Raw genomic sequence first — 24,939 nt, 5'->3', positions numbered from 1 at the left:
GACCGACCCTCAGGCGGGGACCGGACCGGCCGGCCCGACCCCGGTCCCGATCGCAGCGGTCGCGGTCGTGGTCGCAGCCTGCTCCCGGCGCAGGATGCGCCAGATCAGCGCGAGCAGGAGAAGGAAGGGCGGGGCAGCCAGCGAGATTCCGACGGGGAATGTCAGGGCCGTTCCATCCAGCCCCCCATGCAGCGGCGTCGCCGCGAGGCCGTAGCCGCCCACGATCCAGCCGAGACCGAGCAGGACAAGCTCCTCCCCGCGGCGCGCCTGCCGGAGGAGGTCCGGCAGCAGCAGGGCGAGGGCGACGCCGTAGAGCGGCAGGTCGTAGTCGTAGGCGTAGGGGCTGACGAACAGGCTCGCCAGCACGGCGAGACCGACGACCTGCCGCCGCGGCATCCCCTTCCAGAGGGCGAACGGGATCAGGCCGAGAACCGCGACCGCGGTCGCGCCCTGTGCGGCGAGCGCCAGGGCGGCCGGCAGATCGAGGCTGCGCAGCCAGGCATAGACCGAGACCATCCGAAAGAGCGGGTAGGCGCCCGCGGCCAGAAACGCCTTGGCCTCGTCGACGCCGCCGAGGAAGGCCGGCCAGATCGCGGGGCCGAGCACGGCGGTGGAGAGGGCCAGGGCGAGCGCGGCCGTCGCGGCGGCCAGCGCGAGGCATCGCCAGCGGCGCAGCACGAGGGCGCCGACCGCGAGGCCGACCGCGAGATGCGGCTTGATCACCATCAGACCGAGCGGCAGGCCGGCCAGCGTCCGCCCGCCGAGGAGCCCCAGGCTGGCCAGCCCGATCAGCGTGCCCGTGAGAAAGCCGTTCTGGCCGCCGGCCACCGCGACGAACAGGGCCGGCGCCAGCGCGACGATGACCGTGGCGAAAAGCGGGCCGGCGATCCGGCGCAGGACGAGCAGGTAGGCCGCGAGGGTCGCGCCGGCGAAGACGAGGTAGGCGAGGCCGATCGGCAGGGGGGCGAGGGCCGCCACCACGAGGTTGAAGGGCGGCGGATAGGTCCAGGGCAGGAAGGCCTGATCGCCGGTGAGCGCCTGCTGCGCCTCCAGCAGGGCCGGGAGATGGTAGGCCTGGGCGATATCGCCCCGCCACACCATCCGGCCGGCGATGTGGAAGGCGTCGAAATCCGTCAGTTCCTGGGCGGGAAGAAGCCCGGCGTAGCGCAGCGCCTTGCTGAGCATGACCGCGGCGAGGCTCAGGAGGAGCATCCGCACCACGAAGGGCGTGGCCAGCCTCTCGTGAAGTCTCGGTGCGCGGCCCGGATCTTGTTCCGGTCGAAGATCCATCATGGTCGAGCCGAGGCGGTCGGTGCGGGAAAGACTGTCTTCGGCACAGCCGCGCCGGTCCGCGACCAGACTTGTCACGGCGCGATTTAAGAAGCCGTTACGGGTTCCTTCCGAGCCAAGAGCGCCCAGCCTTCAGGAAAGGCCGGCTTCGTTTGCGCGAAGACCGTCCTCAGAACGCCGTGCGGCTGCGGATCGCCGCCGTCAGCGTGCCCTCGTCGAGGTAATCGAGTTCGCCGCCGACCGGCACGCCGTGGGCGAGGCGCGTGATCGTCAATCCGAGAGGCTTGAGCGATTCGGTGACGTAGTGGGCCGTGGTCTGGCCATCGACGGTGGCGTTCAGCGCCAGGATGATCTCCTTCACTCCCGGCTCGCTCGCCCGCTCCACAAGACGGCCGATAGTGAGGTGCTCGGGCCGCACGCCGTCCAGCGCCGAGAGCACGCCGCCGAGCACATGGTAGCGCGCCTTGACCGCCCCTGAGCGCTCCAGCGCCCAGAGATCGGAGACGTCCTCGACCACGACGAGGGTGGTGGGATCGCGCGTCTCGTCCCGGCAGATCGTGCAGGGCTCGCTGGTATCGACGTTGCCGCAGGAGCGGCAGACGACGATGCGCTCGGCAGCGATCCGCATCGCGTCGGCCAGGGGGGCGAGCAGGGTCTCGCGCTTCTTGATGAGCTGGAGCGCGGCGCGGCGGGCGGAACGGGGCCCGAGGCCCGGCATCCGTCCCAGAAGCTGGATCAGGCGCTCGATCTCGGGGCCGGCGACGGCTTGGGGCATGCGGGGACGATACGGCTGTGGCTGAGGGAGGGCGGCGGGCGCACGCCCTCACATAAGCCTTCCGCCGGGATTTTGCCCGTTCAGGATCGCGACAGCTCGGCCGTCCCATGAAGAGCCGGCGTGCAAATTTTATTTGAACCCATACCAAGGATTAGTTGACGGCCAAGCCGGAGACCGATCCATTGAGGGCGGGGCGGTGAACCTGCGTGCGGCGGCCCTGACCGACCGCACGGACGCCCCGCCAGAACACGCGAAACAGCCGGACAGACCGGCGCGACGGCGCGATCAGGGGCCGTGAGGGAGGAAGTACCCGTGAAGACCATCGGCGAATTCAACGCGGCCCACGGTCCGGAGGCGATCGGCCTGACCGATCTCGCCGCCGTGCACTGGAACCTCGAAGCGCCCCGCCTCTTCGAGGAGGCCCTGCGCCGCGGCGAGGCGCAGCTCGCCCGCGGCGGTGCGCTGGTCGCGACCACCGGCAGCCATACCGGCCGCTCGCCCAAGGACAAGTACGTGGTGCGCGACGCCGGCACCGAGAACGAGATCTGGTGGGACAACAACGGCTCGATCACGCCGGAGCAGTTCGCGACCCTGCTCGAGGATTTCCGCGCTCATGCGCAGGGCAAGGAGCTGTTCGCCCAGGATCTCTACGGCGGCGCCGATCCGGCCCACCGGGTGCGGGCGCGGGTCTATACCGAGCTCGCCTGGCACTCCCTGTTCATCCGCAACCTGCTGATCCGCCCGGAGCGCGACGCGCTGAGCGGTTACGTGCCGGAACTGACGATCATCGACCTGCCGAGCTTCCAGGCCGACCCGGCCCGGCACGGCTGCCGCTCCAAGACCGTGATCGCCATCGATTTCTCGCAGAAGATCGTGCTGATCGGCGGCTCGGCCTATGCCGGCGAGATGAAGAAGTCGGTCTTCACTTACCTCAATTATGTGCTCCCCGGCGCGGGCGTGATGCCGATGCACTGCTCGGCCAATGCCAGCCTCGATGAGACCGGCGATTCGGCCCTGTTCTTCGGCCTGTCGGGCACCGGCAAGACCACGCTCTCCAACGATTCCTCGCGCCAGCTGATCGGCGACGACGAGCACGGCTGGAGCCGGGACGGCATCTTCAACTTCGAGGGCGGCTGCTACGCCAAGACCATCCGGCTCTCGCGCAACGCCGAGCCGGAGATCTACGCCACCACCGAGCGCTTCGGCACGGTGATGGAGAACGTCGTCATCGATCCGCTCACCCGCGTACCGGATTTCGACGACGCCTCGCTCACGGAAAACACCCGCTGCGCCTACCCGCTCGACTTCATCGCCAATGCCAGCGCCACCGGCCGGGCCGGGCATCCGAAGAACATCGTGATGCTGACCTGCGACGCCTTCGGCGTGATGCCGCCGATCGCCAAGCTGACGGGCGCCGAGGCGATGTACCACTTCCTCTCGGGCTACACCGCCAAGGTGGCCGGCACCGAGCGCGGCCTGACCGCGCCGGAGGCGACCTTCTCGACCTGCTTCGGCGCGCCGTTCATGCCGCGTCACCCGAGCGTCTACGGCAACCTGCTGCGGGAGCTGATGGCCGAGCACGGCGTCGATTGCTGGCTCGTCAATACCGGCTGGACCGGCGGCGGGGTCGGCACCGGCCGGCGCATGCCGATCCGCGTCACCCGCCGGCTGCTCTCGGCGGCACTCGATGGCTCGCTGGCGCAGACCGAATTCCGTCGTGACCCGTATTTCGGCTTCTCGGTGCCGGTCGAGGTGCCCGGCGTCGAGACGCAGGTGCTCGCGCCGGTCGAGACCTGGACCAACAAGGCGGCGTTCGCCGAGACCGCCACGCGCCTCGTCACGATGTTCCGCGAGAACTTCAAGCGCTTCGAGAACCACGTCGATGCCGACGTGCGCGCCGCCGAGCCGGTCACCGCGCCGATCGCGGCCTGAGCGATCACCGCCCCTCCCCGCGCGAGCGGGGAGGGAACGAGGGCTTCAATCGACCTGATCGGCGTAGACGGCCTCGGCGCCCATGCCCTCTTCGAGCATCATCCGGGCGCGGGCGCGCAGCTTCTCCGTCTCGCTCTTGAGCTGGCCGCAGGCCGCCAGGATGTCGCGCCCGCGCGGGGTGCGCACCGGCGAGGCGTAGCCGGCGTTGAACACGATCTCGGAGAACCGCTCGATCCGCTCCCAGTCCGAGCACTCGTATTTCGAGCCGGGCCAGGGGTTGAACGGGATCAGGTTGATCTTGGCCGGGATGCCCTTCAGGAGCCGCACCAGGGCGCGGGCATCGGCGTCCGAATCGTTGACGCCTTTCAGCATCACGTACTCGAAGGTGATGCGCCGGGCGTTGCTGAGGCCCGGATAGTTGCGGCAGGCGTCGAGCAGCTGCGCGATCGGATATTTGCGGTTCAGCGGCACCAGCTCGTCGCGCAGCTCGTCGCGCACCGCGTGCAGCGAGATCGCCAGCATGGCGTTGGCTTCGAGCCCCAGCCGCTCGATCTGCGGCACCACGCCGGAGGTCGAGACGGTGATGCGCCGCCGCGACAGGCCGAGGCCCTCCTGGTCCGACATCACCGCGATGGCGTCGATGACCGCGTCGAGATTGTAGAGCGGCTCGCCCATGCCCATGAACACGATGTTGGTGACGAGCCGGCCGGCCTCGCCGCCATCCTTGCCCGGCATCTGGCCCGTGAAGTCGCCGAGCGCGTCGCGGGCGACGACGAGCTGCGCGACGATCTCCGCGGTGGAGAGGTTGCGCACGAGACGCTGCGTTCCGGTGTGGCAGAACGAGCAGGTCAGCGTGCAGCCGACCTGGGACGAGACGCAGAGCGTGCCGCGGTCGTCGCCGGGGATGTAGACGCACTCGATCTCGGCGCCGCGATTGTGGTCGTGCGCGCCGGTGGGCGCCATGCGCAGCAGCCACTTGCGGGTGCCGTCGCGCGAGACCTGCTCGGTGACGACCTCCGGCCGCTCCAGGGTGAAGTGCTCCGCGAGCTGCGCCTTCAGCCCCTTGCCGACATTGGTCATCTCGGAGAAGTCGCGGGCACCGCGCACGTAGAGCCAGTGCCAGATCTGGCTCACCCGCATCCGCGTCTCGCGCTCGGGCACCCCGATGCCGATGAGCGCCTGCTTCAGACCCTCGCGGGTGAGGCCGACGAGGGAGGCCTTGCGGCCGGGCAGGGTCGAGAGGGCGGTGACCTCGGGGGCCTTCTCGATTGCGGGGAGGGCGCGCGATGCGCCCGGGGCGGAGTCGAACGACGCCGTCGCCATGGCTCAGGACCTTAGGAAGCTGGAACGGCTCCCATATAGGCGCATTCGGGCGGGAACGCGACTGCGCCCGCTCCAAACCTCCCGTGCATGGGGCTGGGGAGGTTCAGCCCCTCAGCTCCGCCTCCAGGAAGCCGCGCACCTCGGCCGCCTCGATCCCCGGCGCGATGAAGCTCTGGCCGATGCCGCGGGCGAGGATGAAGGTGAGTTGCCCGTCGCGGACCTTCTTGTCCTGGGCCATGGCGTCGAGGAGCGCGTCGGGGTCGCCGCAGCCGCCGGGCACCTGCTGCAGGCGCGTCGGCAGGCCGACCAGCGCGAGGTGGTTGGCGACCCGCCCCGCATCCTGGCCGGGGCAGAGGCCGAGGCGCGCCGAGAAGCGGAAGGCCAGCGCCAGCCCGATCGCGACGCCCTCGCCGTGGACGAGGCGGGCGGCGTCGTAGCCGGTCAGCCGCTCCAGGGCGTGGCCGAAGGTGTGGCCGAGATTGAGCAGGGCACGCTCGCCGTCCTCCCGCTCGTCGCGGGTCACGACCCCGGCCTTGGCGCGGCAGCAGGCGGCGACCGCCTCGTCGCGCTCCGGACCGCCGGAGAAGATGCCGGCCCAGTTCGCCTCGCACCACTCGAAGAACTCGGCATCGCCGATCAGGCCGTACTTGGCGACCTCGGCGTAGCCCGCCCGCATCTCGCGCTCCGAGAGCGTGTCGAGGGTCGCCGTATCGGCGAGAACGAGGCGCGGCTGGTGGAAGGCCCCGATCAGGTTCTTTCCGAGCGGCGAGTTGATTCCCGTCTTGCCGCCGACGGAAGAATCAACCTGAGCGAGCAGGGTCGTGGGCACTTGGACGAAGCGGACGCCGCGGCGCAGGGAGGCTGCCGCGAAGCCGGCGAGATCGCCGACCACGCCGCCGCCGAGCGCCACCACGAGGTCGCCGCGCTCGATCCTCGCGGCCAACAAACCGTCGCAGACGCGGGCAAACTCCGAATAACTCTTCGAGGCCTCCCCCGGCGGTACCGTGATGATCCCGCAGCGCAGACCGGCGGCCTCGAGGCTCGCCCGCACGCGCGCGCCGTAGAGCCCGGCGACCGTCTCGTCGGTGACGATGCCGGCGGCGCGGGCGCCGAGATCCCGCGCCTCCGCCCCCACCGCGTCGATGAGGCCGCGTCCGATGCGGATATCGTATTCGCGCCCGCCCGAGAGGGGAACGTTCACGCGCGAGGGTTGTTGTTTCATGGAAAATGTCAAATGTTGTTTTTGGGACACGCTAGACGGGTTGATGTGGATGTCGAGAGCTTCCATCACGTCCTCCACCACCCGGTCGTGGGACACCTCGCGCGACAGGACCGTGACATCGGCCTGGGCATAGACCGGATGCCGCACCTCCATCAGTGCGCGCATGGTCGCCTCGGGGTCCTCGGTCTGGAGCAGGGGGCGGGTGTTGCGCTTGCGGACGCGGCGCATCAGGACGTCGAGATCGGCCTTCAGCCAGACCGAGATGCCGCCCTCGGCGATCCGCGCCCGGGTCGCCTCGCGCATGAAGGCGCCGCCGCCGGTCGCCAACACCATCGGCCCCTCGCGCAGCAGGCGGGCGATCACGCGCTCCTCGCCCTCGCGAAAGCTCGCCTCCCCGTAGATCGCGAAGATGTCGGCGATGGTGAGCTTGGCCGCCGCCTCGATCTCGTGATCGGCATCCTTGAACATCAGCCCGAGACGGCTGGCGAGGCGGCGTCCGACGGTGCTCTTGCCCGCCCCCATCAAACCAACGAGCACGATCGACCGGGCTCCAAGGCCGCGGCGCAGGCGTGCTTCGATCGGTTCGCCGGGCGGCGGCGCCGGCGGCAGGGGTGCGGTCATCGGGCGGTCATAGACGGTTTTGCGGATGCGGCGAAGGGTCGGGTATCGCCGTCCACGCCCGGTCGGAAGCCCCTTGATCGCGTCCTGCGTGCATTCCGAACGGGATCCGCACAAAAACTCGGACCGGGAGGGGTTGCAAAGTGCCGCGTGGGCAGGAAGGCTCGTACGCGAGCGCGTGGGACGGCACCGCTCTCGACCCGGCATGCCTGACGGTTTGTCGGATCGAGTGCCCCCACGCTTGATGTCTCTGTGCCAGGAAAGTCATGTTGCCGTACGGATCCGTTTCCCTTCCCGTCACCCTGACCGACAGCGAGAGGGAGGCGAGCGATCCAGTCTCCGATCCGCGCATCGGCCCGCCCCGCTCCCAGCGCCTCAGCGGCCCGGCCGCCCGCGCCAGACCCACACCGGTCTCGACGGATGCGCGGCTTCTCGCCATCGCCACGGAGCACCTGACCCGGTTGGGCCCAAAACGGGTGACCGTGGTGGCGGTCGCGGCGGAGGCCGGCATGACCCATGCTAACGTCTACCGCTACTTCCCCTCGAAGGACGCCCTGCTCGACGCCGTGGCCGGGCGCTGGCTGCGCGACCTCGAGACCGAACTCGCCGGCATTGCCGACGCGCCCGATCCGGCCGACGACAAGATCGAGCGCTTCATCAGCGCGCTCGCCGGCGCCCAGAGCGAGATGCTGTCCAGCGAGCCGAACCTGTTCGCCGTGCATCTCGACGCCACCGTTGCCTCCCGCCCGATCGCCCGCCGCCACCGCGTGCGGCTCCGCGCCCTGGTCGAGCGCGTGGTGGAGGAAGGCATCGGCACAGGGGTCTTCGCCGCTCGCGATCGCGAGCGCGCCATCGCCGTCATCTTCGATGCCAGCTACCGCTTCACCCATCCGGTGGCGATCCAGCACGACGCGGACGTGCCCCGCGACCTGCTCGATGCCCGACTCAGCGCCGTCATCCAGTCGATCCAGCGTGCCCTGCGGACCGGGACTTTCTGAATACCGAATATGCCTCCGGCGCTGCATCGCGGCGTGGCCGGACCCGCGCGCAATGACAGATTGGGAATCCTGTCACCAAGCCCTTGCCGACTGTCCTTCTTCCTTCGCCGTGAGCGCAAACATCTGAATTTTAAAGATATTCCTGAAAGATCCGCGCGCCGAAACACTCGTTGGCCCCGATCCAGCCCCGCCCACCCGGACCTTCGTCGGGTTGAAGCCCTGTGGCTTTTCCGCCAAACACCGCCCCCATCAGAATCGATCTGCGAAGGTTCGGCCGCAGCGCACCATCCGCGACATCGCCGACATGTTTTTTTCGAACCGTCGCGAATTCCGACCGGAGGCTAGACCATCCATGGCACGCAGCAAGATCGCGCTCATCGGAGCCGGGCAGATCGGCGGCACGCTCGCCCACCTCGCAGGTCTCAAGGAACTCGGTGACGTGGTGCTGTTCGACATCGTCGACGGCGTGCCGCAGGGCAAGGCGCTCGACATCGCCGAATCCGCCCCGGTCGACGGCTTCGATGCCAAGTATTCGGGCGCCAGCGACTATTCGGCGATCGCCGGCGCCGACGTGGTGATCGTCACCGCGGGCGTACCGCGCAAGCCCGGCATGAGCCGCGACGATTTGATCGGTATCAACCTGAAGGTGATGGAGGCGGTCGGCGCCGGCATCAAGGAGCACGCTCCGAACGCCTTCGTGATCTGCATCACCAACCCGCTCGACGCGATGGTGTGGGCGCTGCAGAAGTTCTCCGGGCTTCCGACCAACAAGGTCGTCGGCATGGCCGGCGTGCTCGATTCCGCCCGCTTCCGCCACTTCCTCGCCGAGGAGTTCGGGGTGTCGGTCGAGGACGTCACCGCCTTCGTGCTCGGCGGCCACGGCGACGACATGGTGCCGCTGACCCGCTACTCGACGGTGGCCGGCGTGCCGCTGACCGATCTGGTCAAGCTCGGCTGGACGACCCAGGAGCGGCTCGACGCCATGGTCGAGCGGACCCGCAAGGGCGGCGGCGAGATCGTCAACCTGCTCAAGACCGGCTCGGCCTTCTACGCGCCGGCGGCCTCCGCCATCGCCATGGCCGAGAGCTATCTGCGCGACAAGAAGCGGGTGCTGCCCTGCGCCGCCTATCTCGACGGCCAGTACGGCATCGACGGCCTCTATGTCGGCGTGCCGGTGGTGATCGGCGAGAACGGCGTCGAGCGGGTCCTCGAAGTGACGTTCGACGAAGCCGAGAAGGCGATGTTCGAGAAGTCGGTCAACTCCGTGAAGGGCTTGATCGCGGCCTGCCAAGGCATCAACGACAAGCTCGCCTGATCAGAGCGGATGGCGCATGACCGGGAGCGAAGGGGAGGCCGCGGCGGCCTCTGCCCGCTCCGCGGATCCATTCGCCAGGCGCCACTCACTACTCGCTTCGAGGGGTTTCGATGAACATCCACGAATACCAGGCCAAGGCTGTCCTCAAGGAGTTCGGCCTGCCGGTCTCCCGCGGTGTGGCGATCTTCAAGCCGGAGGAGGCGGCCGCCGCGGCCGACGAGCTCGGCGGCCCGGTCTGGGTGGTGAAGTCGCAGATCCACGCGGGCGGGCGCGGCAAGGGCACCTTCAAGGGCGCGCCCGCGGGCGCCAAGGGCGGCGTGCGCGTCACCAAGTCCAAGGATGAGGTGGTGCAGTTCGCGTCCGAGATGCTCGGTGCGACCCTGGTGACGGTGCAGACCGGCGAGGCCGGCAAGCAGGTCAACCGCCTCTACATCGAGGAAGGCGCCTCGATCGCCGCCGAATTCTACCTGTCGATGCTGGTGGACCGCGAGACCGGCCGCGTCGCCTTCGTCGTCTCGACGGAAGGCGGCATGGATATCGAGCAGGTCGCCCACGACACCCCTGAGAAGATCGTCACCTTCTCGGTCGATCCGGCCACCGGCATCATGCCCCATCACGGCCGCGCGGTCGCCAAGGCGCTCGGTCTCTCCGGTCCCCAGGCCAAGGAAGCGGGCGCGCTCACCGAGAAGCTCTACGCCGCCTTCACGGCCAAGGACATGAGCATGCTGGAGATCAACCCGCTGGTGCTCACCGGCGACGGTGGTCTCAAGTGCCTCGACGCCAAGATCTCCTTCGACTCGAATGCCCTCTACCGGCATCCGGACATCGTGGCCCTGCGCGACGAGACCGAGGAGGACGCCAAGGAGATTGAGGCCTCGAAATACGACCTCGCCTACATCGCGTTGGACGGCACGATCGGCTGCATGGTCAACGGCGCGGGGCTCGCCATGGCGACGCTCGACATCATCAAGCTCTACGGTGAAGAGCCGGCAAACTTCCTCGATGTCGGCGGCGGCGCCTCCGAGGAGAAGGTCACCGCGGCCTTCAAGATCATCACCGCCGACCCGCAGGTGAAGGGCATCCTCGTCAACATCTTCGGCGGGATCATGAAGTGCGACGTCATCGCCCGCGGCGTGATCGCGGCGGTGAAGGCGGTCGGCCTCGAAGTGCCGCTCGTCGTGCGCCTGGAGGGTACCAATGTCGAGGAGGGCAAGGAGATCATCCGGAACTCCGGCCTCAACGTCATCCCCGCGGACGATCTCGACGACGCCGCGCAGAAGATCGTCGCCGCGGTGAAGAAGGGCTGAGCTGACCGATGTCCATCCTGATCGACCAGAACACGAAGGTCATCTGCCAGGGCTTCACCGGCAAGAACGGCACCTTCCACTCCGAGCAGGCCATCGCCTACGGCACCAAGATGGTCGGCGGCACGAGCCCAGGTAAGGGCGGCTCGACCCATCTCGGCCTGCCGGTGTTCGACACCGTGGCCGAGGCCCGCGAGGCCACCGGCGCCGACGCCTCGGTTGTCTACGTGCCGCCGCCCGGCGCCGCGGACGCGATCTGCGAGGCGATCCAGGCCGAGATCCCGCTGATCGTCTGCATCACCGAGGGCATTCCGGTGCTCGACATGGTGCGGGTGAAGCGCGCGCTGGAGGGCTCGAAGTCGCGCCTGATCGGGCCGAACTGCCCCGGCGTCGTCACCGCGGGCGCCTCGAAGATCGGCATCATGCCGGCCAACATCTTCAAGCCGGGCTCGGTCGGCATCGTCTCGCGCTCCGGCACGCTGACCTACGAGGCGGTGTTCCAGACCTCGAATGCCGGGCTCGGGCAGACGACCGCCGTCGGCATCGGCGGCGACCCGGTCAAGGGCACCGAGTTCATCGACATGCTGGAGCTGTTCCTCGCCGACCCGAAGACCGAGTCGATCGTGATGATCGGCGAGATCGGCGGCTCGGCCGAGGAAGAGGCGGCGCAGTTCCTGGCCGACGAGGCCAAGCGCGGGCGCAAGAAGCCGATGGTCGGTTTCATTGCCGGCCGCACGGCGCCTCCCGGTCGCCGCATGGGCCATGCCGGTGCCATCATCTCCGGCGGCAAGGGCGGCGCCGAGGACAAGATCGCGGCGATGGAGGCGGCGGGCATCCGCGTGTCGCCCTCGCCGGCCCGTCTCGGCTCCACCCTCGTGGAAGTGCTGAAGGGTTGATGGGGTCTGTAACCGGGTCCTGCGCGGTTGTGTTGCACCGCACGCAAGCGCCTGCGACCCATATGAAAGACGATGTCGGGGCGCGCCCGCGCCCCGGCCGGATCCGGAGGCGCGACGCGGGGCGGTAGCCCCCCGCTCAGCCCTGCCACCGGATCGGACACGACGCGGCGGCCCGCTGGAACAGCGCCGCCCGAGCGGTAGGACAGGCAGCGATGGCACGCCAGGACGCGAACGAAGCCCTTCTCCAGACCTCCTTCCTCTACGGCGCCAACGCCGCCTGGATCGAGGAGCTGCAGGCGGCCTATGCCCGCGACCCGAACTCGGTCGATCCCGAGTGGCAGCAATTCTTCAGGGAGCTGGGCGAGGACGACGCCCTGGTGAAGAAGAACGCCGAGGGCGCGTCCTGGGCCAAGCCCAACTGGCCGGTGCCGCTCAACGGCGAGATCGTCTCGGCGCTGGACGGCAACTGGGGCGCCCTGGAAAAGGCGCTCGGCGAGAAGATCCAGGCCAAGGCCCAGCCCGGCAAGCCCGGCGACTCCGCCAAGGGCGCGGCGATCGTCGCCGCCACCGGCGTTTCGGTCGAGCAGGCCACCAAGGATTCCGTGCGCGCGATCATGCTGATCCGCGCCTACCGCATGCGCGGCCACCTGCACGCCAAGCTCGACCCGATCGGGCTCGCCCCGCGCGGCGACCACGAGGAACTGCACCCGCAGCATTACGGGTTCCAGGAGAGCGACTGGGACCGCAAGATCTTCCTCGACAACGTGCTCGGCATGGAATTCTCGACGATCCGCGAGATCGTCGCCATCCTGGAGCGCACCTACTGCCAGACGCTCGGCGTCGAGTTCATGCACATCTCCGATCCCGAGGAGAAGGCGTGGATCCAGGAGCGCATCGAGGGCAAGGACAAGGAGATCTCCTTCACTCCCGAAGGCCGTAGGGCGATCCTGAACAAATTGATCGAGGCCGAAGGTTTCGAAAAATTCCTCGATCTCAAGTATACCGGCACCAAGCGTTTCGGCCTCGACGGCAGCGAGTCGATGGTCCCGGCGCTGGAGCAGATCATCAAGCGCGGCGGCGCGCTCGGCGTCGAGGAGATCGTGCTCGGCATGGCCCATCGCGGCCGGCTGAACGTGCTCACCAACGTGATGGCCAAGCCCTTCCGCGCAGTGTTCCACGAGTTCAAGGGCGGCTCGGCCTCTCCCGCCGAGGTCGAGGGCTCGGGCGACGTGAAATACCATCTCGGCGCCTCCTCCGACCGCGCCTTCGACGACAACACCGTCCACCTCTCGCTCACCGCCAACCCGTCCCACCTCGAGATCGTCGATCCGGTGGTGCTCGGAAAGGTGCGGGCCAAGCAGGACCAGAAGGCCAAGCCGAACGTCGAGCGCCGCAAGGTGCTGCCGCTGCTGATCCACGGCGACGCGGCCTTCGCCGGCCAGGGCGTGGTGGCGGAATGCTTCGGCCTGTCGGGCCTGAAGGGCCACCGCACCGGCGGCTCGATCCACTTCATCATCAACAACCAGATCGGTTTCACCACCGACCCGCGTTTTTCGCGATCATCGCCCTACCCCTCGGACGTGGCGAAGATGGTGGAAGCCCCAATCTTCCACTGCAACGGCGACGACCCCGAGGCCGTGACCTTCGCCGCCAAGGTCGCGACCGAGTACCGCCAGAAGTTCGGCAAGCCGGTCGTGATCGACATGCTGTGCTACCGCCGCTTCGGCCATAACGAGGGCGACGAGCCGGCCTTTACCCAGCCGAAGATGTACCAGCGGATCCGCAAGCATCCGACCGCGCTGGAGACCTACGGCAAGAAGCTCGTCGAACAGGGCGACCTGACCCAGGAGCAGCTCGACGCCCGGAAGGCCGAGTTCCGCTCGATGCTGGAGAGCGAGCTCGACATCGCCGGCGGCTACAAGCCCAACAAGGCCGACTGGCTCGACGGGCGCTGGTCCGGCTTCAAGGCCGTGCGCGAAGACGTGGACGATCCGCGCCGCGGCCGCACCGGCGTGCCGACCGAGACCCTGCGCGACATCGCCACCCGGATCACCACGTCGCCGCCGGGCTTCCACCTGCACCGCACGATCCAGCGCTTCTTCGACAACCGCGCCAAGGCGGTCGAGACCGGCGTCGGCATCGACTGGGCGACCGCCGAGGCTCTGGCCTTCGGCTCGCTGCTGATCGAGGGCCATCGCGTCCGCCTCTCGGGCCAGGACGTCGAGCGCGGCACCTTCTCCCAGCGCCACGCCGTGGTGATCGATCAGGAGAACGAGCAGCGCTACACGCCGCTGAACTCCGTGCGCGAGGGGCAGGCGAGCCTGGAGGTCATCAACTCGATGCTCTCCGAGGAGGCGGTGCTCGGCTTCGAGTACGGCTACTCGCTCGCCGAGCCGAACTCCCTGGTGCTGTGGGAGGCGCAGTTCGGCGACTTCGCCAACGGCGCGCAGGTCGTCATCGACCAGTTCATCTCATCGGGCGAGCGCAAGTGGCTGCGCATGTCCGGCCTCGTGATGCTGCTGCCGCACGGCTACGAGGGCCAGGGACCGGAGCACTCCTCCGCCCGTCTGGAGCGCTATCTCCAGATGTGCGCCGAGGACAACATGCAGGTCGCCAACTGCTCGACGCCGTCGAACTACTTCCACATCCTGCGCCGTCAGCTGAAGCGCGACTTCCGCAAGCCGCTGATCCTGATGACGCCGAAATCGCTGCTGCGCCACAAGCGGGCGGTCTCGAAGATCGAGGACATCGCGGAGGGCTCGACCTTCCACCGCATCCTGTGGGACGACGCCGAGCACGACGAGAACGGCGTGAAGCTCGTGCGCGACGACAAGATCCGCCGCGTCGTGCTGTGCTCGGGCAAGGTCTATTACGACCTCTTCGAGGAGCGCGAGAAGCGCGGCGTCAACGACGTCTACCTGATGCGCGTCGAGCAGCTCTACCCGTTCCCGCTCAAGGCGCTGGCCAACGAGATGAGCCGCTTCCGCAACGCGGAGGTGGTGTGGTGCCAGGAAGAGCCCAAGAACATGGGCTCGTGGACCTTCGTCGAGCCCTATCTCGACTGGGTGCTGGGCCAGGCCGGCTCCGCCTCGAAGCGGCCGCGCTACGTCGGCCGCCCGGCCTCGGCCTCGACCGCGGTCGGCCTGATGTCGAAGCACCTCGCCCAGCTCCAGGCCTTCCTCAACGAGGCGCTGGCGGTCTGAGGCCGCCGGCCCCCTCTCGATTGATCCACCAACCGGGGCCGCGCCGCCCGAGGCGCGCCCCGAAACTCCGGTGAACACAGATTATGGCGACCGACATCCTCGTCCCCACGCTCGGCGAATCCGTCAGTGAGGCCACGATCGGCCGCTGGTTCAAGAAGCCCGGCGACACCGTGGCCGCCGACGAGCCCCTGGTGGAGCTCGAGACCGACAAGGTCACCCTCGAGGTGAACGCGCCGGCCGCGGGCCAGCTCGGCGAGATCCTGGTCAAGGACGGCGAGACGGTGGAGCCCGGCGCGGTGCTCGGCTCGATCGTCGAGGGCGGCAAAGGGGCTGACAAGGGGCCCGACAAGGGCGCGGGCAAGTCGGAGGTGAAGCCGGCCGCGAAGAGCGCCGAGCCGGCCGAGACCAAGACGGAGGCCCGCGCGGAGAAGGGCGACGGCAAGCCGGCCAAGGACGAGCCGGCCAAGGAATCCTCCGCCTCCTACGGCAGCCACGGCGATGCCCCGCCGGCCGGGGGCCGCGGCGCCGACGAGAGCGGCCCGGCGGTGGCCAAGCTCGCCCGCGAATCCGGCATCGATCCGGCCAGCCTCAACGGCAGCGGCAAGGACGGCCGCGTGACCAAGGGCGACATGCTCGCCGCGATCGACAAGGGCGTCGCGAAGGCGCCGGCTCAGGAGGCCAAGGCTCCGGCCCCGCCGCGGGCGCCCTCCGCACCGGACGACGCCGCGCGCGAGGAGCGCGTGCGGATGACGAAGCTCCGTCAGACCATCGCGAAGCGCCTCAAGAGCGCCCAGGACACGGCGGCGATGCTGACCACGTTCAACGACGTGGACATGGGCGCGGTGATGGCGCTCCGCTCGCAGTACAAGGACATCTTCGAGAAGAAGCACGGCACGAAGCTCGGCTTCATGGGCTTCTTCACCAAGGCGGTGATCGGCGCCCTCAAGGACGTGCCGGCGGTCAATGCCGAGATCGACGGGCAGGACCTCGTCTACAAGAACTACTACCACATCGGTATCGCCGTCGGCACCGATAAGGGCCTCGTCGTACCGGTGGTGCGCGACGCCGACGACCTGTCGATCGCCGGCATCGAGAAGAAGATCGCCGGCTTCGGCAAGAAGGCGCGCGAGGGCAAGCTCTCCATCGACGAGATGCAGGGCGGGACCTTCACCATCACCAATGGCGGCATCTACGGCTCGCTGATGTCGACCCCGATCCTCAACGCACCGCAATCGGGCATCCTCGGCATGCACCGCATCGAGGAGCGGCCGGTGGTGCGGAACGGTAAGATCGAGGCGCGGCCGATGATGTATCTGGCCCTCTCCTACGATCACCGCATCGTCGACGGGAAGGAGGCCGTGACCTTCCTCGTCCGCGTCAAGGAGGCCCTGGAGGATCCGGCGCGCCTCGTCCTCGACCTCTGATCCGAAGCGGCCGCATCGCTCCCCCTGCTGCCCCGCCGGTCCCGGCCGGAAGCAGGGGTTAAGCGCGGCCGACCGTGTGACCATGCCTCGATTGTCCGACCTGAGCCGGCGCACCGTCCTCGGTCTCGCCGCGGCGGCGGTCGGGGCGGGACTCGCGGCCTCGCTCGCCAAGCTCTTCCCGTGGCAGCGGGCGGGCCGCGATGGAGACCAGCCGGTGGCGGACGCGCCCTACGACGCCCGAGCGAACGACGCCAACCTGTCTGTGACCGGACTGACGGACGATGCGCTGCTGGCGCGCGGCATCACGCGCATGGCCCTCGGCGCGCTGCCCCTGCCGGGCGGGGCGGTGATCGCCGCCGATCCGCTGGTACAGCCCGACCGCCAGCCCTTCACCCGCAGGGTCGCGCCGGGCGACTATCCCGTCACGCTCTACCGCGCGCAGCACCGCGTCGCCCTGGCCGAGCTTCGCTTCGCCGACGGCACGCCGGCGCGCTGGGAACTCGCCCTCGTGCCGGGCCAGGACGTCGCCACCCTGAAGGCGGGCGAGATCTTCGGCTATCCCGTCGATGCCGGTCTCGGCTGCTTCATGGACCCGGCCGCGCGCGCCGCGATGGAGCGCCGCGACGCGCAGGAGCAGAAGCGGAGCGGCTACAGCAACTACTACGACGACGTGCTCGCGGACGACTTGAAGGACTCGAACCTGAATTGGGTCATGCACCGGCCGCTGCCGGATGATCCGGCGCGGATCGCGGTCTTCTCCAGCGGCTGGGGCGACGGCGTCTACGCCTCGTACTGGGGTCTCGACGTGGCCGGGCGGCCGCTGCGGCTCGTCACGGATTTCGGCATCATCGAGAACGGCGATGGGCGCGATCCGCGGCACATCGCGGTCGCCGCGGCCCTGGCCGCGCTGAGCCCGGAGCAGCGCCGCGACAGCGAGCGGGGCTACGCGGCGCTGAAGGCCGACGATCTCGCCACCGTCTCGGCGCTGCTCGACGCGGGCCGGATCGTCCCCGAGACGCCGATCGAAGAGGCGGAAGGCACCTTCACCTTCGAGGCGATCCGCCTCGACAAGCCGGAGGCGCTCGAACGCCTCGTCCGGCACGGCGCACCGACCCTGATGCCGCCCTACCTGCAGATCGGCGACGAGCGGAAGACCTATCCCGCCTACGCCCGCGACCTCACCGCACCCCGGTCGCCGCAACTCCTCGCCGTCATCGCGGCCTGGGAGCGCACCGGCTCACCCGACACGCCATCACGAGGACAGACCCAACCATGAGCTACGATCTCATCGTCATCGGCACCGGCCCCGGCGGCTATGTCTGCGCCATCCGGGCGGCCCAGCTCGGGCTGAAGACCGCCGTGGTCGAGAAGCGGGCGACCCACGGCGGCACCTGCCTCAATGTCGGCTGCATCCCCTCGAAAGCGCTGCTGCACGCCTCGGAAGCCTTCGAAGAGGCCAACAAGCACTTTTCGGAATTGGGCATCGACGTCGGCACGCCCAAGCTCGACCTGAAGAAGATGCAGGCGTTCAAGCAGGGCGGCGTTGACGGCAACACCAAGGGCGTCGAGTTCCTGCTCAAGAAGAACAAGGTCGATACCTATCACGGCCGCGGCCGCATCGCGGGCGCCGGCCGCGTCGAGGTGATCTCGGACGACGGCGGCAACCAGATGCTGGAGACCAAGAACATCGTCATCGCCACCGGCTCCGACGTCACGCGGCTGCCCGGCGTCGAGATCGACGAGAAGACGGTGGTCTCCTCCACCGGCGCCCTCGAACTCGCTGAGGTGCCGAAGCGGCTCGTGGTGATCGGCGCGGGCGTGATCGGGCTCGAACTCGGCTCGGTCTGGCGCCGGCTCGGCGCCGAGGTGACGGTGATCGAGTATCTCGACCGGGTGCTGCCGGGCATGGACGGCGAGGTCGGCAAGCAGTTCCAGCGCATCCTGGCCAAGCAGGGCATGGTCTTCAAGCTCTCGACCAAGGTCACCGGCGTCGAGGTCAACAAGAAGGGCGGCGCGACCGTCACCGTCGAGCCGGCCCAGGGCGGCGAGCCGGAAAAGATCGAGGCCGACGTCGTGCTCGTGGCCATCGGCCGGGTGCCCTACACGGAGGGGCTCGGGCTGGAGACGGTGGGCATCGCCACCGACAACAAGGGTCGCATCGAGACCGACAGCCACTACGCCACCAACGTCACCGGCATCTACGCCATCGGCGACGTGATCGCCGGGCCGATGCTGGCCCACAAGGCGGAGGACGAGGGCGTGGCCGTCGCCGAGATCCTGGCCGGGCAGGCGGGTCACGTGAATTACGGCGTGATCCCGAACGTCGTCTACACCTTCCCGGAGGTCGCCTCGGTCGGCAAGACCGAGGAGGAGCTGAAGAAGGACGGCATCGCCTACAATGTCGGCAAGTTCCCCTTCACCGCCAACGGCCGGGCCAAGGCCAACGGCACCACCGACGGCTTCGTGAAGATCCTGGCGGATGCGCAGACGGATCGGGTGCTCGGCGTGCACATCGTCGGCGCGGATGCCGGCAACCTCATCGCCGAGGTCGCCGTGGCGATGGAGTTCGCGGCGTCTTCCGAGGACATCGCCCGCACCTGCCACGCCCACCCGACGCTGACGGAGGCGGTCAAGGAAGCCGCGCTCGCCGTCGACAAGCGCGCGATCCACGTCTGAACCTGCCTTGCGGGCCCGGCGCTGCCGGGTCCGCCTCGGCCTCGGGCGCGTCCGACCGCCTCGCAAGACGGCATGGCAGGACCGAATGGCAAGACAGAATTGACCGCCGATCTGCGACCTTGTGTCGTTCACGAAGTGTTCAACCCGCCGCGTCCGCTATGGAACGGTGACGCATAACATCGGATTGTTAGGCGCAATCCGGCCCAGTGGGTCGTACCCGCTGGGAAGTTTTGATGCCCTCGTCACCCGAGAAGCCGAGCGCTCCCGGCTCGAATACCCCTGTCAGCGGCAGCGGTGCTGCGGGCGTCATCGATCAACACCACGACATCTTCTTTGCGGCCGTCGAGCGGACCCGCATGCCGATGATCGTTACTGATCCGCGCCAGCCGGACAACCCGATCATCTTCGCCAACCGCGCCTTCATCCGTATGACCGGCTACTCGGTCGATGAACTGATCGGGAACAATTGCCGCTTCCTGCAGGGACCGGAGACCGACTGCGACACCATCGCCGAGGTGCGCGACGCGATCCGGGAACACCGGGAATTCGCCACCGAGGTGCTGAACTACCGCAAGGACGGCTCCTCGTTCTGGAACGCGCTGTTCGTCAGCCCGGTCTTCAACCGCTCCGGTGACCTCGTCTACTTCTTCGGCTCGCAGCTCGACGTGTCGCGCCGCCGCGACGCCGAGGAATCACTGCACCAAGCCCAGAAGATGGAGAGCCTCGGGCAGCTCACCGGCGGCATCGCCCACGACTTCAACAACCTGCTGCAGGTCGTCTCGGGCCATAACGAGGTGATGCTGGCGCTGCTCGACCACCCCACCCTCGACGTGTCGCGGATGCGCCGGGCCGGCGAGGCGGTGCGGGCGGCGACCGACCGGGCCGCCAAGCTCACCCACCAGCTCCTCGCCTTCTCGCGCAAGCAGCGGCTGGAGGGCCGGATCCTCAACCTCAACGGCCTCGTCGAGAGCATGGGCGAGATGGCCGGGCGGACGCTCGGCGACGACATCGTCCTGAAATCCGTCCTCGCGCCGGATCTCCGGACCACCCGCATCGACCCGACCCAAGCCGAAGTCGCCCTGCTCAACGTCCTGATCAACGCCCGCGACGCGATGCCGGCGGGCGGCTCGGTGACGGTGCGGACCGAGAATCTGCTGATCGAGGACGAGGACACCGCCCTCTACAAGACGGTGCCGCCTGGCGCCTACGTCGTGATCTCGGTCACCGATACCGGCCTCGGCATGCCGCCGGAGATCCTGGCCCGCGTCATGGAGCCGTTCTTTACCACCAAGGAAGAGGGCAAGGGCACGGGGCTCGGGCTCGCCATGGTCTACGGCTTCGCCAAGCAATCCGGCGGCTCGGTAAAGATCTATTCCGAAGTCGGGCACGGCACGACGGTCCGGCTCCTGTTCCCCGCCTCCGATCAGAAGGCCGAAAAGTCCGAGGACGAGCAGAAGCCGTCGATCCGCGCCGCCGACCGGCACGGCACCGAGACGGTGCTCGTGGTGGACGACCGGCCCGACGTCGCGGCCACCGCCGGCATCATCCTGGAGGATTTCGGCTACAAGGTCACCGTGGTCGACGGCTCCAAGGCGGCGCTCGACATCCTCGACGGCGAGGGGCGCATCGACCTGCTGTTCACCGACCTGATCATGCCCGGCGGCATGAACGGCGTGATGCTGGCCCGCGCCGCGCGGGAGCGGCAGCCCAAGATCAAGGTGCTGCTGACGACCGGCTACGCCGAAGCCTCGCTGGAGCGCACCGACGCGGGCGGCACCGAGTTCGAGATCATCAACAAGCCCTACAAGCGCATGGAGCTGGCCCGCCGGGTGCGGCGGGTGATCGACGGGCCGACGGGGGTGGGGTAGGGCGCCGCGTCCGGTTTGCCCGCCCCGCGGGAAGCGGGGTCCGATCGACCGGGCGGCACCGCGTCGTGCCGGCTTCGGTCCGCGCCGATCAGTGTCCCGACACGCCCTCGACCTCGGTGCCGAACTCGGCCGCGGCGTGCTCCAGCCAGTGCCAGAAACTGCCGGCGAAGCTGCGGGCTACGGCAATGTCGTAGGTCGGGCCCGCGTCGCGCTGCCAGAGCTGCACGCCGATATGGGCGATGCTCGTCACCGCCGCCCGGCACGGCCCGAAGGCGCGGGGATGGAGATCGACGGCGACGCCCTTGGCGAGCATGGCGCGCGCCTGCGGCCCGGAGACCCGCACCAGGGCGCGGCTGTCGCTTTGGTCGGTGACGGCGGCGATGCCGCGCAGGGCGTCCGGCAGCTCCCGAAGGTCGTGCGGCGACGGCGCCACCGCGAGCCACTGGCCGGGGGCGGACCAGATCAGGCCGCGCTCGCCCTCGAGATGCGCCGCGCCGGCCTCCGGCAGGGATAGGCCGAGGCACTTGGTCAGAGCCGCTTGTAAGTCGGCTTCCTTTCCTTCCGCCGCGATGAGGGTGGCGAGGCCGAAGCCATTGCGGGGCGTCAGACGGATGCCCGCCGGCCCCTGCGCCGTGCCGTGCCGTCCGGCGCGCACCGCGCCGCCCCAAGCACTACGCGGCTGCCACGGAGAGGCGGTCGCTCGGTTCGTTGCCGGCTCAGACACGCAGCTTCTCCTCCTTGGGATCGACGAAGACGGGCGAGCAGATCTCGACCTCGATATCGGCGCCGCGCACCGGATCGTAGGCGCGCACCCGCTCGCCGTGGCGCTCCGTCCCGCGCCGGATCAGGCCGATGCCGATCCAGCTCCGCAGGCTCGGCGAGTAGGCCACCGAGGTCATCACGCCCTCGTCGGCCTCCAGGCTCGGCTCCGCGTCGAGCGCCAGGAAATGCGCGCCCGCCCGCAACCGGTCGCTGGGATCGACCGGGCGAAAACCGGCCAGGATCGGCCGGTCCGGATCGGTGAGCGCGGGGCGCTCCTTCATCAGGCGGCCGATATAGTCCTTCTTCTTGGCGAGCATGCCGCCGAGGCCGAGGTCACGCGCCGTGGTCTGGCCGTTGATCTCGGCACCGGCCGCGTGGCCCTTCTCGATGCGCATCACCGAGAGCGCTTCCGAGCCGTAGGCGGTGATGCCGTAGGGCAGGCCCGCCTGCATGACCGCCCGCCACGCGGCGTCGCCATAGGCCGCCGGCACCGCCAGTTCGTAGGCGAGTTCGCCGGAGAACGAGATGCGGAACAGCCGGGCCGGGATGCCGCCGCCGACGGTGATCTCGGCGCTGGCCAGGAACGGGAAGGCTTCGTTTCCGATGTCGAAGCCGGGATCGACGATGCGGCGGAGCGTATCGCGGGCACGGGGGCCGGCGATGGCATATTGCGCCCATTGCTCGCTCACCGAGGCGAGCTGCACGTCGAGCTCCGGCCATAACCATTGCCGGCAAAATTCGAGATGCTGCATCACCCGCGCAGCGTTCGCCGTCGAGGCGGTCATGACGTAGTGCGTCTCGGCGAGCCGCGCGACGGTGCCGTCATCCATGACGAAGCCGTCCTCGCGCAGGAGCACGGCGTAGCGCGCCTTGCCGACGGGGAGCGTCGCGAAGGGGTTGGCGCAGACCCGCTCGATGAAGGCCAGCGCGTCGCGGCCCTGGATGTCGATCTTGCCGAGCGTGGTGACGTCGCAGATCCCGACGCGGGCGCGCACGGTCTCGACCTCGCGCACCACCGTGTCGAGCCAGTCGGTCTCGCCGGCGCGCGGGAAGTAGGCCGGGCGCAGCCACAGCCCGGTCTCGACGAAGACGCAGCCATTCTCCTCGGCCCAGGCATGGGACGGGACGTGGCGGGTGGCGCGGAACTCCTTGCCGCGGTGATGGTCGGCGAACGCACCGATGGCCACCGGCGTGAAGGGCGGGCGGAACACCGTGGTGCCGACGCTCGGGATGTCCTTGCCAGTGAGTTCGGCCATGATCGAGAGGCCGGCGAGGTTCGAGGTCTTGCCCTGGTCGGTCGCCATGCCGAGGGTGGTGTAGCGCTTCAGCAGCTCGACGGCGCGAAACCCCTCGCGGTGGGCGAGTTCCACGTCGGAGGCGGCCACGTCGTTCTGGAAATCGACGAAGGCTTTTCCACGGGGCTTCGGAGCGCGCCACAGCGGCGTGTGGGCCACGCTCTCCGGATCGGTGGTCGGGGCGGACTCGGCCGTGGCGCTGAAGCCGCAGGCGGTCGCGGCCTCGGCACCGGCCCGGGCGCCGGTCTCCAGGCATTCGGCCAGGGTGAAGCGCCCGGCGGCGGCGCCGGCGGCCTGCATGCCGGAGGGGAGGGCGCCCGGCACGAAGGCGTGGATCGCCTCGTCCCAGACCGGCCGGCGCGACAGGTGCGAGTCGAGGTGGACGACCGGATTCCAGCCATTGGCCATGGCGAGACCGTCGCAGGCGATCGTCTCCGTGCTGTGGTAGCCGTCCACGACCTGGATCGCGCTCAAGCCGAGATGGCCCTTGGTACCGGCGACGTACCCGCCGGTTACCACCCGCGCCCCGGCCGCCTCCGCCATCCGGCGCAGATGCGGCGGGACGGAGGTGCGGGTGTCGATCACCGCCGCGAGCCCGCCGCCGGCGGCGATCACGTCGGCGGCGGTGCGCCAGCCGTCGTCGCTCGACGTGAACACGGCGAGGCGCCGGCCCGGCAGCACGCCGTAGCGGTTGAGATAGGTCCGCACCGCGCCGGCCAGCATCACGCCGGGCCGGTCGTTGCCGCCGAACACGTGCGGGCGCTCGATGGCGCCGGCCGCGAGCACCGCCCGCCGGGCCACGATCCGCCACAGCCGCTGGCGCGGCGCGTGGGGAGCCGGCACCGCGAGATGGTCGGAGACGCGCTCCACCGCGCCGTAGGCACCGTGATCGTAGACGCCGAACAGGGTGGTGCGCGTCAGGATGCGCACCTCGGGCAGGCTCTCCAGTTCGGCGACCGCGCGGGCGGCCCACTCGGCCCCGCTCACGCCGCCGATCTCGCGCCGCTCGGCGAGCAGGCGCCCGCCTGTGGCGAAATCCTCGTCCACCAGGATCACCCGCGCCCCGGAGCGGCCGGCGGCGAGCGCCGCCGACAGGCCGGTCGGGCCGCCGCCGATGACGAGCACGTCGCAATGGGCGTGGGCGTGGTCGTAGGTGTCGGGATCGGGCGCGTCGGCGGCCCGGCCGAGGCCCGCCGCGCGCCGGATCATCGGCTCGTAGAGCTTCTCCCAGAAGGCCGCCGGCCACATGAAGGTCTTGTAGTAGAAGCCGGCCGCGAAGACCGGCGAGAGCAGCGCGTTGACCGAGAGCGCATCGACGGCCAGCGACGGCCAGCGGTTCTGGCTCGTCGCCTCCAGCCCCTCATAGAGTTCCGCCATGGTGGCGCGGGTGTTGGGCTCGCGTCGCGCCCCGGAGCGCAGCTCCACCAGGGCGTTCGGCTCCTCCGAGCCGGCCGAGAGGATGCCGCGGGGCCGGTGATACTTGAACGAGCGGCCGACGAGGCGCACGCCGTTGGCCAGCAGCGCCGAGGCCAGCGTGTCGCCGTGGAAGCCGGTGAGGCGCCGCCCGTCGAAGGTGAAGTCGCGCGGCCGGTTCCGGTCGATCAGGCCGCCGGTGGCGGTGCGGAACGGCTGATCGGCCGAGGTCGCGGAAACGGGCGCCTCCGCGCGCTGAAGGGCGAGCGTGGTCATGCGGCCTCTCCCGAGCGGCGGGCCCGCGCGACGTCGCGCGCCGGTTCGACCGCCTCGATGGCGTGGGTGCGGGTGTCGCGGGTCACGACCAGCCAGGAGCGGCATCCGGCGGCGTGGTACCAGAGTTCGCGGAGCGTCCCGGCGGGGTTGTCGCGCAGGTAGACGTAGTCGTGCATGGCTTGCGCCGAGGCCTCCATCCCGTCGGGGCGCCGGGGCGCGGCGTCGCCGAGATAGCTGAACTCCCCGTTGTCGCGCTCGCCGCAATAGGGGCACCGGATGCGCATGGCGTATCGTCCTCATTAAAGATCGGTGCCCGCTGGAGCAGGCGTCGCCGCCCGTGCGGCGGGTG

General features: G+C 69.4%; 17 protein-coding genes. 10 read left to right on the top strand and 7 right to left on the bottom strand.

Going from position 1 to position 24,939, the window contains the following annotated elements:
* Positions 1–9: 9 nt before the first annotated feature.
* Positions 10–1,368 carry a glycosyltransferase family 87 protein gene (locus MPPM_RS08460; protein WP_244573519.1) on the bottom strand — a complete coding sequence of 453 codons (1,359 nt, stop codon included), beginning with the start codon at positions 1,366–1,368 and terminating at the stop codon, positions 10–12.
* Between the two features lie 91 nt (positions 1,369–1,459).
* Positions 1,460–2,065 (bottom strand): recombination mediator RecR, encoded by a 606-nt coding sequence (gene recR, locus MPPM_RS08455; protein ID WP_017485069.1) that lies wholly within the window; start codon positions 2,063–2,065, stop codon positions 1,460–1,462.
* A 312-nt stretch (positions 2,066–2,377) separates the two neighbouring features.
* Between recR and MPPM_RS08450 the strand changes: the two genes are divergently transcribed.
* Complete coding sequence (locus tag MPPM_RS08450; protein WP_096484668.1) at positions 2,378–3,997, top strand: phosphoenolpyruvate carboxykinase; 1,620 nt, start codon at positions 2,378–2,380, stop codon at positions 3,995–3,997.
* 45 nt (positions 3,998–4,042) lie between these two features.
* Here the strand turns inward: MPPM_RS08450 and rlmN are convergent, their stop codons facing one another.
* Both rlmN and aroB read right to left on the bottom strand, forming a co-directional pair.
* Complete coding sequence (gene rlmN, locus MPPM_RS08445; RefSeq protein WP_096484667.1) at positions 4,043–5,320, bottom strand: dual-specificity RNA methyltransferase RlmN; 1,278 nt, start codon at positions 5,318–5,320, stop codon at positions 4,043–4,045.
* A gap of 103 nt (positions 5,321–5,423) precedes the next feature.
* Positions 5,424–7,163 carry a 3-dehydroquinate synthase gene (gene aroB / locus MPPM_RS08440; RefSeq protein ID WP_096484666.1) on the bottom strand — a complete coding sequence of 580 codons (1,740 nt, stop codon included), beginning with the start codon at positions 7,161–7,163 and terminating at the stop codon, positions 5,424–5,426.
* Between the two features lie 263 nt (positions 7,164–7,426).
* On the opposite strand from aroB, the gene MPPM_RS08435 reads away from it, so the two are divergent.
* The 9 genes from MPPM_RS08435 (at position 7,427) to MPPM_RS08395 (ending at position 20,844) form a co-directional block, all read left to right on the top strand.
* A complete protein-coding gene (locus MPPM_RS08435) occupies positions 7,427–8,158 on the top strand; it encodes a TetR family transcriptional regulator (RefSeq protein WP_096484665.1) in 732 nt (243 codons plus the stop codon).
* 352 nt (positions 8,159–8,510) lie between these two features.
* Entirely contained in the window at positions 8,511–9,473 is a 963-nt protein-coding gene (gene mdh / locus MPPM_RS08430) for a malate dehydrogenase (RefSeq protein ID WP_017485065.1), read from the top strand.
* A gap of 110 nt (positions 9,474–9,583) precedes the next feature.
* Positions 9,584–10,780, top strand: a complete 1,197-nt coding sequence (sucC, locus tag MPPM_RS08425; RefSeq protein ID WP_096484664.1) for an ADP-forming succinate--CoA ligase subunit beta — start codon at positions 9,584–9,586, stop codon at positions 10,778–10,780.
* 8 nt (positions 10,781–10,788) lie between these two features.
* Positions 10,789–11,673, top strand: a complete 885-nt coding sequence (sucD, locus tag MPPM_RS08420) for a succinate--CoA ligase subunit alpha (RefSeq protein ID WP_096484663.1) — start codon at positions 10,789–10,791, stop codon at positions 11,671–11,673.
* Between the two features lie 212 nt (positions 11,674–11,885).
* Positions 11,886–14,876 (top strand): 2-oxoglutarate dehydrogenase E1 component, encoded by a 2,991-nt coding sequence (locus MPPM_RS08415; protein ID WP_096484662.1) that lies wholly within the window; start codon positions 11,886–11,888, stop codon positions 14,874–14,876.
* A gap of 83 nt (positions 14,877–14,959) precedes the next feature.
* Entirely contained in the window at positions 14,960–16,300 is a 1,341-nt protein-coding gene (gene odhB / locus MPPM_RS08410) for a 2-oxoglutarate dehydrogenase complex dihydrolipoyllysine-residue succinyltransferase (protein WP_096484661.1), read from the top strand.
* Between the two features lie 91 nt (positions 16,301–16,391).
* Positions 16,392–17,576 carry a DUF4241 domain-containing protein gene (locus MPPM_RS08405; RefSeq protein ID WP_244573518.1) on the top strand — a complete coding sequence of 395 codons (1,185 nt, stop codon included), beginning with the start codon at positions 16,392–16,394 and terminating at the stop codon, positions 17,574–17,576.
* Complete coding sequence (gene lpdA, locus MPPM_RS08400) at positions 17,573–18,976, top strand: dihydrolipoyl dehydrogenase (RefSeq protein ID WP_096484659.1); 1,404 nt, start codon at positions 17,573–17,575, stop codon at positions 18,974–18,976. The genes MPPM_RS08405 and lpdA overlap by 4 nt, the downstream gene beginning before the upstream one ends.
* Before the next feature lie 233 nt (positions 18,977–19,209).
* Entirely contained in the window at positions 19,210–20,844 is a 1,635-nt protein-coding gene (locus MPPM_RS08395) for a hybrid sensor histidine kinase/response regulator (protein WP_096484658.1), read from the top strand.
* 88 nt (positions 20,845–20,932) lie between these two features.
* Here the strand turns inward: MPPM_RS08395 and MPPM_RS08390 are convergent, their stop codons facing one another.
* Genes MPPM_RS08390 through MPPM_RS08380 form a run of 3 tightly spaced genes read right to left on the bottom strand, consistent with a single transcriptional unit; the run spans position 20,933 to position 24,874 of the window.
* The gene (locus MPPM_RS08390; protein ID WP_096484657.1) at positions 20,933–21,568 is read right to left on the bottom strand and encodes a sarcosine oxidase subunit gamma; all 636 of its coding nucleotides are present in this window, start codon (positions 21,566–21,568) and stop codon (positions 20,933–20,935) included.
* Positions 21,561–24,590, bottom strand: a complete 3,030-nt coding sequence (locus tag MPPM_RS08385; protein ID WP_096484656.1) for a sarcosine oxidase subunit alpha family protein — start codon at positions 24,588–24,590, stop codon at positions 21,561–21,563. Before MPPM_RS08385 ends, MPPM_RS08390 begins: the two co-directional genes overlap by 8 nt.
* Positions 24,587–24,874: a sarcosine oxidase subunit delta gene (locus MPPM_RS08380; RefSeq protein WP_096484655.1), complete on the bottom strand. Its 288-nt coding sequence runs from the start codon at positions 24,872–24,874 to the stop codon at positions 24,587–24,589. Before MPPM_RS08380 ends, MPPM_RS08385 begins: the two co-directional genes overlap by 4 nt.
* Between the last annotated feature and the right edge of the window lie 65 nt (positions 24,875–24,939).

The organism is Methylorubrum populi (genome assembly GCF_002355515.1).
GTDB lineage: Bacteria > Pseudomonadota > Alphaproteobacteria > Rhizobiales > Beijerinckiaceae > Methylobacterium > Methylobacterium populi_A.
The sequence above is the reverse complement of the archived record's forward strand: the minus strand, read 5'-3'. Positions and strand labels throughout refer to the sequence as shown.